This window comes from Duganella margarita, assembly GCF_009857535.1.
In the GTDB taxonomy this organism is placed as follows: domain Bacteria; phylum Pseudomonadota; class Gammaproteobacteria; order Burkholderiales; family Burkholderiaceae_D; genus Rugamonas; species Rugamonas margarita.
The window spans coordinates 138,631-153,130 of the sequence record NZ_WWCS01000001.1 but is presented as its reverse complement, the minus strand read 5'-3'; the positions used below and the strand labels follow the sequence as shown (position 1 = coordinate 153,130).

The following is a 14,500-nucleotide window of genomic DNA, read 5'->3' as shown; positions in this document are numbered from 1 at the left end:
GGATTGGATCAGCATATCAAGCCAGTGGAGCTGGCGAAGGCATATCGTTTATTGAACCACGGGCCGACGGTGCTGGTGTCGGCCAGTCATGGCGGGGTGGAGAATGTGATGTCGGCGGCGTGGTCGTGCGCGCTGGATTTTGCGCCGCCGAAGGTGACCGTGGTGCTGGACAAGGCCACTGCTACGCGTCCGCTGGTGGAGCAGAGCGGCTACTTCGTGCTGCAGGTGCCGAACATGGCGCAGCTGCAGCTGACCTACGATGTCGGCCACACCAGCGCCGTCGATATGCCGGACAAGCTGGCCAAGGCCGGCGTGCAGCTGTTCAAGGTTGAAGGTTACGATGTGCCGCTGGTGGTGGGTTCGTCGGCGTGGCTGATCTGCAAAGTGCTGCCGGAGCCGCGCAATGAACAGGTCTACGATCTGTTCATCGGCGAAGTGGTGGCTGCGTATGCGGACGATCGCGTCTTCCAGAACGGCCACTGGGCTTTCGAAAACGCCGATCCGCAGTGGCGCAGCCTGCACTACATCGCCGGCGGCAATTTCTACGCCATCGGCGAAGCGGTGGTGGCAGATGCCACAGGAGCAAAATAGCCACCGTCATTCCCGCGTACGCGGGAATCCATAGAACATATGCGCTAAGTCAAAGCTAGCTACACCCAACAGCACAACCATTTTTCTCACTGAATCGAAGGACGAGAGAAAAATGGACAAGATCAGCTATGTTTATATGATGGCCAGCGGCATGTATGGCACGCTATACCTCGGGGTAACATCAAACCTCGTTCGCCGCGTCTGGCAGCATCGTGGGGGCGTGGTCGATGGTTTCACCAAACAATATCACGTCAAGCAGTTGGTTTGGTTCGAACAGCACACAGATATCTACGCTGCCATTACTCGAGAAAAGCAGATCAAGAAATGGCGGCGTGATTGGAAGATTGAGCTGATACAGAAAACAAATCCCTTATGGCGGGATTTGTTTTTGGATATCTGTGTTTGAAGCGGGTTATGGATTCCCGCCTACGCGGGAATGACGAGGGTTAGAGCGCGCGGGCGATCAGGATTTTCTGGATGTCGCTGGTGCCTTCGTAGATCTGGCATACGCGGGCGTCGCGGTAGATGCGTTCCACCGGGAAGTCGCTGACGTAGCCGTAGCCGCCATGGATCTGGATCGCATCGGAGCACACCTTCTCCGCCATTTCGGAGGCGAACAGCTTGGCCATGGCGGCTTCTTTCAGGCACGGCAAGCCGGCGTCTTTCATCGACGCGGCGTGCAGGATCAGCTGGCGCGCGGCTTCGATCTGCATCGCCATTTCCGCCAGTTTGAATTGCACCGATTGATGCTCGAAAATCGGCTTGCCGAAGCTTTCTCGTTCGCGCGCGTAGCGTAACGCGGCTTCGTAGGCGGAACGCGCCATGCCGACCGATTGCGAGGCGATGCCGATGCGGCCTCCCTCCAGTCCGGACAAGGCGATCTTGTAGCCCTGGCCTTCTTCGCCAATCAGATTCTCGGCCGGGATGCGGCAGTTTTCAAACACGATTTGCGCGGTGTCGGACGAGTGCTGGCCCATCTTCTGCTCGATGCCCGCGACGATGTAGCCCGGCGTCGACGTCGGCACCCAGAAGGCGCTGATGCCTTTCTTGCCGGCGTTCTTGTCGGTGACGGCCATGACGATCGCCACGTCGGCGTGCTTGCCGCTGGTGATGAATTGTTTGACGCCGTTCAGCACATAGTGGTCGCCATCGCGGGTGGCGGTGGTGCGCAGGGCGGCGGCGTCGCTACCGGTGTGCGGTTCGGTGAGGCAGAAGGCGCCGAGCATGTCGCCTTGCGCCAGGGGCCGCAGCCATTGTTCTTTTTGCCGCGCGTTGGCGTACATCATGCCGATGCTGCATACCGGGCAGTTGTTGACCGAGATGATGGTGGAGGTGCCGCCGTCACCGGCCGCGATTTCTTCCAGCACCAGGGCCAGCGAGACGTAATCCATGCCCGCGCCGCCCAGTGGTTCCGGCACCGCGACACCGAATGCGCCCAGCGCCGCCAGCTCCTTCAGTTCTTCCCTGGGAAAGTGGTGTTCCTTGTCCCAGCGGGCGGCGTTGGGGGCGAGACGGTCCTGCGCGAAAGCGCGCAGGGCGTCGCGAATCATTTCGTGTTCCTGGCTCAGTATCATTGTGTGTCTCGGTTTTTATAGTTGACCCGCAAACCGTTGCAGGGGTCTGACCCCGTATGGGGTCAGACCCCGCCTGGCTGTGCGGGGTTTACCAGCCGATTTCCGTACCGTCGTAGCTGCGGTAGACGGCGACTTCGGAGGCTGCCAATCCGGCCAGCGTAGCGCGGATGCCGCTGGCGCTTTGCTCCACCGTGATGTCGGCGCCGGCGCCGCCCATGTCGGTCTGTACCCAGCCTGGATGGAAGGCCACGCAGGTGGCGCCCTGTTTGCCGAACACCAGCGCGGTGTCGATCAGTACGGAATTCAGCGCAGCCTTGCTGGCGCGGTACAGCGATCCCGAAGGCGAGGTGCGCTCGCTCAGCGATCCCATACGCGAGGACAGTACCGCCAGCTTGCCATCGCCACGCGACGCGCACACCAGCGGCGCCAGCACCGGCAGCAAACGCATCGCCGCCAGCACATTGGTATGCATCACCGCGTCAAAGTCGGCCTGCGCCGGAAAGCCGTCGTGGCGCGGGCCGTACACGCCCGCGTTCAGGATGGCGACATCCAGTTCTTCGCCATCCAGCTTCCAGCCGATGCCGGCCACCGCTTCCAGGTTGGTCACATCCAGCTTGTGCGGCTCGGCGCCCAGCGCCGCCAGCGCGTCGCAGTCTTCCTGCTTGCGCGCGGTGGCGATCACGCGCCAGCCGTCGTTGCGGTATTGCTTGACCAGCTCCAGCCCAATGCCGCGCGAGGCGCCGATAATCAGTGCCGTCGCCATTTACAGCAGCTCCACTGCCATCGCGGTCGCTTCGCCGCCGCCGATGCACAGCGCCGCCACGCCCTTCTTGCCGCCGGTGCGTTTCAAGGCGCCCAGCAGCGTGACGATGATGCGCGCGCCGGAAGCGCCGATCGGGTGGCCCAGCGCGCAGGCGCCGCCGTGGATGTTGACCTTGTCGTGCGGGATGTCCAGATCGTGCATCGCCGCCATCGGCACGGCGGCGAAGGCTTCGTTAATCTCGAACAGGTCGACGTCCTTGGTGCCCCAGCCGGTTTTCTTGTACAGCTTTTCGATGGCGCCGATCGGTGCGGTGGTGAACAGGTTCGGTTCCTGCGCAAAGGTAGCGTGGCCGTGGATACGGGCGATCGGCGTCAGGCCCAGTTCTTTCGCTTTCGATTCGCGCATCATCACCAGCGCGGCGGCGCCGTCGTTGATCGACGACGACGAGGCAGCGGTAATGGTGCCGTCCTTCTTGAAGGCGGCGCGCAGCGTCGGGATCTTTTCCACCTTGGCTTTCAGCGGGCCTTCGTCCTTGTCGATGACGGTATCACCGGCGCGCGAGGTCACGGTAACCGGCGCGATTTCCCACTTGAAGTAGCCTTCGCTGGTGGCGACCTGCGCGCGCTTCACCGATTCGATGGCGAAGTTGTCCTGCGCCTCACGCGTGAACGCGTACTTGGCCGAGCACTCTTCGGCGAAAGTGCCCATCGAGCGGCCTTCGCCGGTTTTCTCGTTGCGCGAGTAGGCGTCTTCCAGGCCGTCGTACATCATGTGATCGAACAGCATGCCGTGGCCGATGCGGTAGCCGCCGCGCGCCTTCGGCACCAGGTATGGCGCGTTGGTCATCGACTCCATGCCGCCGGCGATCACCACGTCGGCGCTGCCGGCGATCAGCTGGTCGTGCGCGAAGATCGCGGCCTGCATGGCCGAACCGCACATCTTGGACAGCGTGACGGCGCCGGTGGACGTCGGCAGGCCGGCTTTCAACAGCGCCTGGCGTGCCGGCGCCTGGCCCTGGCCCGCCATCAGGCAGTTGCCGAAGTAGACGTGTTCCACCAGCTTGCCGTCGATGCCGGAGCGCTCGACGGCGGCCTGGATGGCGACGGCGCCCAGGTCGTGCGCGGCCTTGGCGGAAAAGTCGCCCTGGAAGGCGCCCATGGGGGTGCGGGCAGCGCCCACGATAACGACAGGATCATGCATGTTCAAATCTCCATTAACGGGTTTCGGCGAACAGCTCGCGGCCGATCAGCATGCGGCGGATTTCGCTGGTGCCGGCGCCGATTTCATACAGCTTGGCGTCGCGCCACAGGCGGCCGACGGGATATTCATTGATGTAGCCATTGCCGCCCAGCGTCTGGATCGCCTCGCCGGCCATCCAGGTGGCCTTCTCGGCGCTGTACAGGATGGCGCCAGCGGCGTCCTTGCGCAGGTTGCGGATCTGCTCCGGCGAGGTGGCGCGGTCGCAGGCCTGGCCGACCGCGTACACATACGCCTTGGACGCCATCATGGTCGAGTACATGTCGGCGATTTTGCCTTGCATCAGCTGGAACTCGCCGATCGGCTGGCCGAACTGTTTGCGGTCGTGGGTGTAGGGCACCACCACGTCCATGCACGCCTGCATGATGCCCAGCGGGCCGCCGGACAGCACGGTGCGTTCGAAGTCGAGGCCGGACATCAGCACGTTGACGCCCTTGCCCAGGCCGCCCAGCACGTTCTCGGCCGGCACTTCGCAATCCTCAAACACCAGCTCGCCGGTGTGCGAACCGCGCATGCCCAGCTTGTCGAGCTTCTGCGCGATCGAGAAGCCCTTGTAGCCTTTTTCGATCAGGAAGGCGGTCATGCCTTTCGGACCGGCTTCCAGATCGTTCTTGGCGTAGACCACCAGCACGTCGGCGTCGGGGCCGTTGGTGATCCACATCTTGGTGCCGTTCAGCACCCAGCGGTCGCCCTTGAACTCGGCGCGCAGCTTCATGCTGACCACGTCGGAACCGGCGTTCGGCTCGGACATGGCCAGCGCGCCGATGTACTCGCCGGAAATCAGCTTGGGCAGGTATTTTTGTTTTTGTTCTTCGGTGCCGTTGCGCTTGATCTGGTTGACGCACAGGTTCGAGTGGGCGCCATACGACAGGCCGACCGAGGCCGAGGCGCGCGAGATTTCCTCCATCGCCACGATGTGGGCCAGGTAGCCCATGTTGGCGCCGCCGTACTCTTCCGGCACGGTGATGCCGAGCACGCCCAGTTCGCCCATCTTGCGCCACAGGTCCATCGGGAACTGGTCGCTGCGGTCGATTTCGGCCGCGCGCGGGGCGATCTCGGCGGCGGCGAATTGCTGCACGGCCTCGCGCAGCGCGGCGATATCCTCGCCATGGTCAAAGGTCAGGCCTGGGAGATGGAGCATGTCTTCCTCTATTCTGTTTTGGGTCCGGAGCGGCCATGATACGCCGATGTGACGTTAACGTAAACGTCAAGCAGTGCTCACGTCACGGCGTGGGCTTCCAGCATGCGTTTGCATTCGTCTTCGTGGGCCTGGATCTCGGCCAGCGACATTTCGATGTCTTCGCGCTGTTGTTCCAGCGTTTCGCGGTGCTGCGCCAGCACGGTCAGGAAGCGGTGCATCTGTGCCGCCGAATCCTTGGGCGTCTCGTACATGTCGACCAGGCTCTTGATTTCGGCCAGCGACAGGCCGAGGCGCTTGCCGCGCAGGGTCAGCTTGAGCCGGGTGCGGTCGCGCGGCGTGTAGACGCGGTTGCGGCCGCCGGCGCCTTCACGCGACGGGCTCAGCAGGCCCTGGTCTTCGTAAAAGCGGATTGCGCGCGCGGTGATGTCGAATTCGCGCGCCAGTTCGGTAATGGTGTAGGTGGACATGGGTGGTCTAAGTAGTTTCCGTTTACGTTAACGGCAAAGTCATTGTAGCGCGAAACACACCGTTGCCGCATCTGCCAGCGGCCTCAGCGTGACCGCAGGCATGCGCAATGGTATCGTGCGACGTGAAAGGCAGCGCGGCAGGATGATATTCATCCGCGCTTCTGGACCGAATAAAATTCGCCTGGTTATTCCACTGACGGTGGTACTGGCAGAGGATAAATGTTAATTATAAAATCCCATAAAGTCACAGTTGAGGCGATTCCCGCAGAGACTGACTTTCATGAAGCAACGTGAAATAGTGTCAATATGAATTCCTCTAATGAACGCGAAAGCTTTAGCCAGCGACTCCAACAGGCTCTCAAGAACGCCCATTATTCGCCCGACAGCCCGACCCGGCTAGCGCGCGAATTCAATATTCGGTTCGATGGTCGCCCCATTACCGTGCACGCCGCCCGCAAATGGCTGGTTGGCGAGGCGATCCCCACGCAGGAGAAGCTGCGCATGATCGCCCAATGGCTGGGCGTGCCGGCCGAGTGGTTGCGCTTTGGCGGCCCGGAAGAAGGCGCGCCGAACGGCGACAACGGCGCCAACCTGTCGCGCTTTGAATCGGCCGACGTCAAACTGATCGCCGATTTGCAGCGGCTGGACGAGCATCATCGCCAGATTGCGCGGGAATTTATCCGGATGCTGGTGCGTGTCAACTACCAAAAGTAGTTATTTTTACGTATTACTACGGAAATAGGGGAACCAGGTTTAGCGCTGGCGGACCTTTACATGCATGAAACTAGTTTCACGGTCTGCCGGTTTTTGTTCGGACGAGGCCAAACGCTTTTTATTTTCGCTACGTTTGCGAATTGTCATGGTTGCGACACGGATTTAAGGCACAATAGGGCAGTACCTATTTTTTGGGGAGTCATGCTTTGAGCCGTCTTATGAAAAGCAACTACAGCAATGTCGCACAGCTGAAAGATTTAATGACCGCCCCACCGATGACCGCCGAACAGCATGCCGAAGTGATGCGCAAACGCATCGCCCATCGTCGCATGGTGGAAGAAGCGCGGGAATTGAAGCGTGCCAGCAGTTCGAACTACGATATTCGCTGAACCAGCGCGGAAGCGCTAACGCTCTGAGATGTCGCCGGCGGCCTGTCCCTTGAGACCGGCCCAGCGCGGCGCCAACGCATGTTCAATGCCGAATAAATCGATCACGCGGGCCACCGTGTGGTCGACCATCTCCTCAATGCTCTGCGGGTTGTGATAAAAACTCGGCAGCGGCGGGAAGATGATGCCGCCCATTTCCGTGACCGCCGTCATGTTGCGCAAGTGCGCCAGATTGAACGGGGTCTCCCTCACCATCAACACCAGCCGGCGGCGCTCCTTGAGCACCACGTCGGCCGCGCGCGCGATCAGGTTGTCGGACAGGCCATGGGCCACCGACGCCAGGGTTTTCATCGAGCAGGGAGCGATGATCATGCCGTCGCTCTGGAACGAGCCGCTGGCAATCGAGGCGCCGACGTCGCGCACCTTGTGCACCACATGGGCCAGGGATTCGACCTCGCGCCGCTGCAAGCCAGTTTCCTGGTGCAGCGTGAGGACGGCGGCTTCGGAGACGATCAGATGCGTCTCGACGCCATCAAGGTGTTGCAAATGCTGCAGCAGACGCACGCCATACACCGCGCCGGTGGCGCCGGTGATGGCGATAACAATCCGCTTGGGCCGATCAGGCATCCAGCAGGGCCTTCAGCTCGCCCGACTCAAACATCTCGTTCATGATGTCCGAACCGCCGACGAACTCACCCTTCACGTACAGCTGAGGGATGGTTGGCCAGTTCGAGTAGTCCTTGATGCCCTGACGGACTTCCGGATCTTCCAGCACGTTGACGGTAGCAATGTTCTCGACGCCGCAGGCTTTCAGGATCTGGATGGCGCGGCCGGAGAAGCCGCATTGCGGGAACTGGGCGGTGCCCTTCATGAACAGCACCACCGGGGTGTTGGTCACGGTTTCTTTGATCCAGGTTTGTACGTCGCTCATAGCTGCCTCGGTGAATTAAATATCGGATGCCGACATTTTATAAGAAATGTGCCTCTGGCGTGTTGACGTCCAAAAAAATCCATGTATTATGTATATCGAGACTCGATATAGCGAAAGGCGATACAGAGATGGATATTAACTACAGTAAATACCTGCCCGTCTCGGAAGCGACGTTTTACGTGATGCTGGCGCTGACCCAGCCGATGCACGGCTACGCTCTGATGCAGAAGGTGGACAGCATGAGCGCCGGCAGCGTCACGCTCGGGCCGGGCACCCTGTACGGGGTGTTCGGCACGCTGGAAAAGCAGGCGCTGATCGTCAAGGTGGCGGAGCAGGAACGGCGCAAGGTTTATGCGCTGACGGAACTGGGCAAGGCGGTGCTGGCGGAGCAGGTGCGCCGGCTGGAAATCATGCTGGACAATGCGCGCGCGTTGCAGCACGCAGCTTAATTTTAAGGAGCAGTCATGGGCAAGCTGGTACGGAAATTCAAGGTGTGGTACGTGTGGCAGGATGAGGAACATCAGCAGTGGCTGCAGGAAATGGCGGCGCAAGGCCTGCATCTGCGCAGCACCAATATGTGCTGCGTGCACACGTTCGAGCGCGGCGCGCCGGCCGATATGGCGTATCGCTGGGATGTGCGCTACTTCGGCCCGAATGCTGAATACCGGCAGCTGTTCCAGGATGCCGGCTGGGAGCTGGTGACGTCGACGGTGGGCTGGCATTGCTGGCGCAAGGCGCGCACGGCCGGCGCCAGCACCGAGATTTTCACCCAGCGCGCCGATAACGCCGCCAAATACCTGCGCGTAATCCGTTTGTTTGCGCTGATTGTGGCGGCCGAGGCGTTGGCGTACTGGCTGATTCCGGCCCGGCACGAATACGCCGAAGGGCTGGCCTGGGGCATGTTCGTCGGCACCGCCGTGGTCGGCCTGGTCGCGCTGGCCAAACTGTCGAAGCGCATGAAAGAGGTCCAGGGCGCCTGAGCGGCGCCCCGGATTCAGCCTAGCCGCGCAGCTTGGCGAAGGCGGCGGCCATGCTGCCGCTGGCTGCCGGTTCGCGGGTCTGCTGCTTCTGTTGCTGGCCCATGGCGCGGCGGTCGTTGCGGTCGCCGCGCTGCTGTGGCTGGGAACCGGCTTGCGGCGCGCTGTCGGACAGGCGCATGGTCAGGGCGATTCGCTTGCGCTTCTCGTCCACTTCCAGCACCTTGACCTTGACCACCTGGCCGGCTTTGACCACCGCGTGCGGGTCCTTGACGAAGGTGTTGGACAGCGCCGAGATGTGCACCAGCCCGTCCTGGTGGACGCCGATGTCGACAAACGCGCCAAACGCGGCGACGTTGGTCACCACCCCTTCCAGAATCATGTCCGGACGCAGGTCGCGGATTTCCTCCACGCCTTCCTTGAAGGTGGCGGTGGTGAATTCCGGACGCGGATCGCGGCCCGGCTTTTCCAGCTCCTTCAGGATGTCGGTAATGGTCGGCACGCCGAATTTCTCGTCGGCATATTTGGCCGGCTGCAAGCGCTTGATCAGCGCGCTGTCGCCGATCACCGCCTTGATGTCCTTCTGTATATCGCCGAGGATTTTTTCCACCAGCGGATACGATTCCGGGTGCACCGCCGAGGCGTCCAGCGGATTGTCGCCGCCCATCACGCGCAGGAAGCCGGCCGCCTGTTCAAAGGTCTTGTCGCCCAGGCGCGGCACCGATTTCAGCGCCGCGCGCGAGGTGAACGCGCCCTTGACGTCGCGGTAGCTGACAATCGCCGTCGCCACCGACGACGACAGGCCCGACACGCGCGCCAGCAGCGGCGCCGAAGCGGTGTTGACATCCACGCCGACCGCATTCACGCAATCCTCGACCACCGCGTCCAGCGTGCGCGCCAGCTGGGTCTGCGACACATCGTGCTGGTACTGGCCGACGCCGATCGATTTCGGATCGATCTTGACCAGTTCGGCCAGCGGATCTTGCAGGCGGCGCGCGATCGACACCGCGCCACGCAGTGACACATCCATGTCGGGCAGTTCCTTCGATGCGTATTCCGACGCCGAATACACCGACGCGCCCGCTTCGGAGACGACGATCTTGTTCATTTTCTGCTCGGGGAAGCGCTTGAGCAGGTCTTGCGCCAGTTTGTCGGTTTCGCGCGAGGCGGTGCCGTTGCCGATCGAAATCAGCGACACATTGTGCTTGGCGGCCAGCTTGCCCAGCGTGTGCAGCGAGCCTTCCCAGTCGTTCTTCGGCTGGTGCGGGTAAATGACGGTGGTGTCGACCACCTTGCCAGTGGCGTCCACCACAGCAACTTTAACCCCGGTGCGCAGGCCCGGGTCCAGGCCCATGGTGGCGCGCTGGCCGGCCGGAGCCGCCAGCAGCAAGGCTTTCAAGTTGGTAGCGAAGACGGTGATGGCGTCCAGCTCGGATTTCTCGCGCAGCGCGCCCATCAGTTCGGTTTCGAGATGCATGAAGCTTTTCACGCGCCAGGTCCAGCGGGCGGTGTCGGCCAGCCATTTGTCGGCCGGGCGGCCGCTGCTCTTGATGCCGAAACGGGCGCCGATGCGGCTTTCGCACGGATTGTGCGGCGCGTCCCACTTTGGTTTTTCCGGTTCGGAGTCGAGCCGTAGGGTGACGTCCAGCACGCCCTCGCGGCGGCCGCGCATCAGCGCCAGCGCCCGGTGCGACGGCACCGACGACAGGTTTTCGCTGTAATCGAAATAGTCGGCGAACTTTTCACCTTCTTCTTGCTTACCTTCAATAACCTTCGATTCGACGATGCCATGCTCTTGGACATATTCCCGCAGCGACTGAAGCAGGGTAGCATCTTCGGCAAAACGTTCCATCAGGATCTGGCGGGCGCCGTCCAGCGCGGCCTTGGTGTCGGCCACGCCCGGATTGTTGCCGTCGGTGGTGGTGAAGGCGTCGCGCAGGAATTTGGCCGCTTCGGTCTCCGGATTCAGGTCCGGGTTGGCCAGCAGGCCGTCGGCCAGCGGCGCCAGGCCGGCTTCGATGGCGATCTGGGCCTTGGTGCGGCGTTTTTGCTTGTAGGGAAGATATAAGTCTTCCAGGCGGGTCTTGTCTTCTGCGTGCATGACAGCATCTAATAAGACCGGTGTCATTTTGTTTTGCTCGGTGATGGAGGCGATGATGCTGGCGCGGCGGTCTTCCAGCTCGCGCAGGTAGCGCAGGCGCTCTTCGAGCAGGCGCAATTGGACGTCATCCAGGCCGCCAGTGACTTCCTTGCGGTAACGGGCGATGAAGGGTACGGTGGCCCCTTCGTCCAACAGGGCGACGGCGGCAACTACCTGGGCCGGTTTGGCAGACAGTTCGAGGGCGAGACGTTGTTCAATGGAAGGCAACATGGTGAGAAATCCTAGACAGACAAGCCCGGAATAATACGACATCGGCACCCGGTTTCCATGCTTTTGCCATGGGAACGTGGGCAAGCCCACTTTGATCGACAGGTTTTTAGCAAGAATACGTAAACACGAACGCGTCAATGGCGGATAATATTGCCTGTTGCCGTTTTTGAACCATCTTTGAACAACAATGCGACCTATGGATTTTACCCGCGACGACGCCCCTGCCGCCCCTGCTGCTCCAGCACCGGCCCCAACGCGCCCTGCGCCGCCCGCGAATCAATTGTCGTACGCTGTCGCCACCTGGCTGCAGCGTGTGGATGCGGCAGCGCACCCGAAAGCCAAGCTCACTCCGCCGCCGGTCGATAACGACCCCAAGCAGACCCAATACAAGCTGATTTATGTGCTGGCCCCGACCAGCGGTGGCCGCCATGTGGCGCTGTGCCTGTACAAGGCGCGGCTGCGGCCGAACGGCGACGTGGCGGCGGCCAGCCCGGTCAGCGAAGTGTTCTCGCTGCTGTCGACTCCGCCCACCTTCATGACGCCGAACGACGAAGACCTGATCCGCTTCTTCGTCGCCATGCGCAGCGGGCAGAATTCCCAGACCGGCTCGGCTACCGAGCCGCGCGGCAAGATCGGCGCGGCGCTGCTGAATATGCTGGCCGAGCAGGACAAATTGCTGTGGGCGAACTCGTGGGCTGACGTCGGCAACGGCCTGGTGTATCCGCTCAAGGGCGGCGTGTTGCGCGAGGCCAACCTGGCCTGGCGCGAGGAAGGCAAGGGCCTGCGGCTGGGCTGGCAAGTGGCGCCGCCGCCGGGCGCCAAGCATGTCGGCGCCGACCAGGTCGACTATATGCTGCCGACCGATCCGCCGTGGTATATCGATAACCTGTCATGCGGCGTGCTGCAATTGAACCAGGGCGGCGCCACGATTCCGCTGGCCGACCTGCAGGCGCTGGTGGCGCAGGCGCCGTTGCTGACCAACAACGACAAGATGCGGGTGTCGCAACTGCTGCTGGCGCACGGCCTGCAAGGGCTGATGCCGCTGCCGCAACCGCTGCCGCAGCGCATGCGCGACGACGTCAAGCCGCGCCCGGTGCTGACGCTGGAAGCGGCGATGCTGGCCGACGGTTCGCTGCAACGCTGGCATGATTTCGCCGTGCTGTCCTACGATTACGACGGCGAGCGGGTATCGTTCGATCCGTCGCAGCGCGTGGTCCGCCAAAAGGGAGAAGTCACCGAGATCATCCAGCGCGATAGCGCGGCCGAGCAGGCCGCGCTATCGCTGCTGACCGAGCGTCATTTCATCGCGCCGACCACGCTGCCGCTGAGCAGCCTGAAGGGCGCGGTGTTGCTGCCGAGCCAGGCGGAATGGATACGCTTCGCCCGCGACGGCATCGCCGCGCTGAAGGAAGCGGGCTGGAAAATCGAGAAAACCGCCAAATACCGCTATGACACGGTGGAAGTCGGCGACTGGTACGCCGAGGTGGTGGAGGATCCGGCCGACGGCGGCCATGCCTGGTTCGATCTGGAGCTGGGCATCATGGTCAACCAGGAGCGGGTGCCGCTGCTGCCGGTGCTGGTGCAGCTGATCCGCAACGCCCCCAACGATTTCAACCCGAAAGTCATCGCCCAGCACGGCGCCGAAGACCAGATGCTGGCCACGCTGGCGGACGGTTCGCGCGTCGCGCTGCCGTGGGGCCGGGTGCGGCCGATCCTGAATACGCTGGGCGAGTTGTATTTCAGCGACAAAATCAAGAACTCGGTGCACATGGCCACGCTGGACGCGGCCCGGCTGGACGAGCTGGCCCGCAATGTCGAGTTGCAATGGACCGGCGGCGAGGCATTGCGCGACATGGGCGCCCGCCTCAACCAGTTCGGTTCGGTGACGCGGGTCGCGACCCCGGCCGGCCTGCAAGCCACGCTGCGTGACTATCAAACCGATGGCCTGTCGTGGATGCAGTTCCTGCGCGAATACGGCTTTGCCGGCATTCTGGCCGATGACATGGGCCTGGGCAAGACGGTGCAAACGCTGGCCCACATCCTGGTCGAGAAGGAAGCCGGCCGCTTGACGGCGCCGGCGCTGGTCATCGCCCCTACCAGCCTGATGGGCAACTGGCAGGAGGAAGCGGCGCGTTTCGCGCCCGGCCTGAAGGTGCTGCTGCTGCAAGGCAAGGACCGCATGGGGCAGTTCGACCAGATCGAAGAAGCCGACCTGGTGCTGACCACCTACGCGCTGCTGCCGCGCGACGAGGAAAAGCTGCGCGAGCACGATTTCCACCTGGTGATCCTGGACGAGTCGCACTACATCAAGAACACCCGCTCCAAGGCGGCTCAGAGCGCCGGCCTGCTGCGCGCCCGTCACCGGTTGTGCCTGTCGGGCACGCCGCTGGAGAATCACCTGGGCGAGCTGTGGTCGCAATTCCACTTCCTGCTGCCCGGCCTGCTGGGCGATGAGAAGGGCTTCAACACGGTGTTTCGCCATCCGATCGAGCGCGCCGACGATCCGTTGCGGCGCGCGCTGCTGAACCGCCGCATCAAGCCGTTCCTGCTGCGCCGGACCAAGGACAACGTGGCCAAGGAACTGCCGCCGAAGACCGAGATGGTGCGCAAGGTCGAACTGACCGGCGCCCAGCGCGACCTGTACGAGACCGTGCGCCTGGCCATGGATCAGAAAGTGCGCGACGAAATCGACCGCAAGGGCGTGGCGCGCAGCCAGATCGTGATCCTGGAAGCGCTGCTCAAACTGCGCCAGGTCTGCTGCGATCCGCGCCTGGTCAAGTCCACCACCAAGAAACAGCAGGCGGCCGGCTCGGCCAAGCTGATCGATCTGATGCAGATGATCGAAGATTTGCTGGAAGAAAAGCGCAAGATCCTGGTGTTCTCGCAATTCACCAGCATGCTCGAGCTGATCCAGGAAGAGCTGGAAGCGCGCGACATTCCGTACGCGCTGCTGACCGGCGAGACCAAGGACCGCAGCGCGCAAGTGGCGGCCTTCCAGCAGGGCGCGGTGCCGATTTTCCTGATTTCGCTGAAAGCCGGCGGCGTTGGCCTCAACCTGACGGCGGCCGATACGGTTATCCACTATGATCCGTGGTGGAACCCGGCGGCGGAAAATCAGGCCACCGATCGCGCCTGGCGTATCGGCCAGGACAAGCCGGTGTTCGTGTACAAGCTGATCGCCAAGGGCACGCTGGAAGAGAAGATCCAGGTCTTGCAACAGAAGAAATCGGACCTGGCGCAATCGATCCTGGCCGAAGGCGAATCGCAGAAGATGGCCTTGACCCAGGAAGACCTGCAACAGATCTTCGCACCCTTGGTGGAGTAAATC

15 protein-coding genes are annotated in these 14,500 nt (G+C 62.4%); 7 read left to right on the top strand and 8 right to left on the bottom strand.

Annotated features, from left to right (window positions below; all coding sequences use genetic code 11):
* Nucleotides 1-3 precede the first annotated feature (3 nt).
* Together GTP55_RS00690 and GTP55_RS00685 are read left to right on the top strand one after the other, a co-directional pair.
* Nucleotides 4-591: a flavin reductase family protein gene (locus GTP55_RS00690; protein ID WP_161043090.1), complete on the top strand. Its 588-nt coding sequence runs from the start codon at nt 4-6 to the stop codon at nt 589-591.
* 112 nt (nt 592-703) lie between these two features.
* Nucleotides 704-997: a GIY-YIG nuclease family protein gene (locus tag GTP55_RS00685; protein WP_161043089.1), complete on the top strand. Its 294-nt coding sequence runs from the start codon at nt 704-706 to the stop codon at nt 995-997.
* 40 nt (nt 998-1,037) lie between these two features.
* Here the strand turns inward: GTP55_RS00685 and GTP55_RS00680 are convergent, their stop codons facing one another.
* The 5 genes from GTP55_RS00680 to GTP55_RS00660 all read right to left on the bottom strand — a co-directional run bounded on the left by GTP55_RS00680 (nt 1,038) and on the right by GTP55_RS00660 (nt 5,793).
* Complete coding sequence (locus GTP55_RS00680; RefSeq protein WP_161043088.1) at nt 1,038-2,165, bottom strand: acyl-CoA dehydrogenase family protein; 1,128 nt, start codon at nt 2,163-2,165, stop codon at nt 1,038-1,040.
* A gap of 88 nt (nt 2,166-2,253) precedes the next feature.
* A complete protein-coding gene (locus tag GTP55_RS00675) occupies nt 2,254-2,928 on the bottom strand; it encodes an SDR family oxidoreductase (RefSeq protein ID WP_161043087.1) in 675 nt (224 codons plus the stop codon).
* Complete coding sequence (locus tag GTP55_RS00670) at nt 2,929-4,128, bottom strand: acetyl-CoA C-acyltransferase (protein WP_161043086.1); 1,200 nt, start codon at nt 4,126-4,128, stop codon at nt 2,929-2,931.
* Between the two features lie 13 nt (nt 4,129-4,141).
* Nucleotides 4,142-5,326, bottom strand: a complete 1,185-nt coding sequence (locus GTP55_RS00665) for an isovaleryl-CoA dehydrogenase (RefSeq protein WP_161043085.1) — start codon at nt 5,324-5,326, stop codon at nt 4,142-4,144.
* Between the two features lie 77 nt (nt 5,327-5,403).
* The gene (locus GTP55_RS00660) at nt 5,404-5,793 is read right to left on the bottom strand and encodes a MerR family transcriptional regulator (protein WP_110845911.1); all 390 of its coding nucleotides are present in this window, start codon (nt 5,791-5,793) and stop codon (nt 5,404-5,406) included.
* 306 nt (nt 5,794-6,099) lie between these two features.
* Here GTP55_RS00660 and GTP55_RS00655 point away from each other — a divergent pair, with 306 nt between their 5' ends.
* Nucleotides 6,100-6,507 carry a hypothetical protein gene (locus tag GTP55_RS00655; protein WP_110845910.1) on the top strand — a complete coding sequence of 136 codons (408 nt, stop codon included), beginning with the start codon at nt 6,100-6,102 and terminating at the stop codon, nt 6,505-6,507.
* 218 nt (nt 6,508-6,725) lie between these two features.
* Nucleotides 6,726-6,896, top strand: coding sequence for a hypothetical protein (locus tag GTP55_RS29495; protein ID WP_169112204.1), 171 nt, complete (start codon nt 6,726-6,728; stop codon nt 6,894-6,896).
* Between the two features lie 15 nt (nt 6,897-6,911).
* Here the strand turns inward: GTP55_RS29495 and GTP55_RS00650 are convergent, their stop codons facing one another.
* Nucleotides 6,912-7,520, bottom strand: a complete 609-nt coding sequence (locus GTP55_RS00650; protein ID WP_161043084.1) for a UbiX family flavin prenyltransferase — start codon at nt 7,518-7,520, stop codon at nt 6,912-6,914.
* Nucleotides 7,513-7,824: a Grx4 family monothiol glutaredoxin gene (grxD, locus tag GTP55_RS00645; RefSeq protein ID WP_110845908.1), complete on the bottom strand. Its 312-nt coding sequence runs from the start codon at nt 7,822-7,824 to the stop codon at nt 7,513-7,515. Before grxD ends, GTP55_RS00650 begins: the two co-directional genes overlap by 8 nt.
* Before the next feature lie 128 nt (nt 7,825-7,952).
* On the opposite strand from grxD, the gene GTP55_RS00640 reads away from it, so the two are divergent.
* Together GTP55_RS00640 and GTP55_RS00635 are read left to right on the top strand one after the other, a co-directional pair.
* Nucleotides 7,953-8,273, top strand: coding sequence for a PadR family transcriptional regulator (locus tag GTP55_RS00640; protein WP_161043083.1), 321 nt, complete (start codon nt 7,953-7,955; stop codon nt 8,271-8,273).
* A 15-nt stretch (nt 8,274-8,288) separates the two neighbouring features.
* A complete protein-coding gene (locus GTP55_RS00635) occupies nt 8,289-8,804 on the top strand; it encodes a DUF2812 domain-containing protein (protein ID WP_161043082.1) in 516 nt (171 codons plus the stop codon).
* Between the two features lie 19 nt (nt 8,805-8,823).
* On the opposite strand, the gene GTP55_RS00630 is transcribed toward GTP55_RS00635, so the two are convergent.
* Nucleotides 8,824-11,172 carry a Tex family protein gene (locus GTP55_RS00630; RefSeq protein WP_161043081.1) on the bottom strand — a complete coding sequence of 783 codons (2,349 nt, stop codon included), beginning with the start codon at nt 11,170-11,172 and terminating at the stop codon, nt 8,824-8,826.
* A gap of 196 nt (nt 11,173-11,368) precedes the next feature.
* Here GTP55_RS00630 and GTP55_RS00625 point away from each other — a divergent pair, with 196 nt between their 5' ends.
* Complete coding sequence (locus GTP55_RS00625; RefSeq protein ID WP_161043080.1) at nt 11,369-14,497, top strand: DEAD/DEAH box helicase; 3,129 nt, start codon at nt 11,369-11,371, stop codon at nt 14,495-14,497.
* Nucleotides 14,498-14,500: the final 3 nt, after the last annotated feature.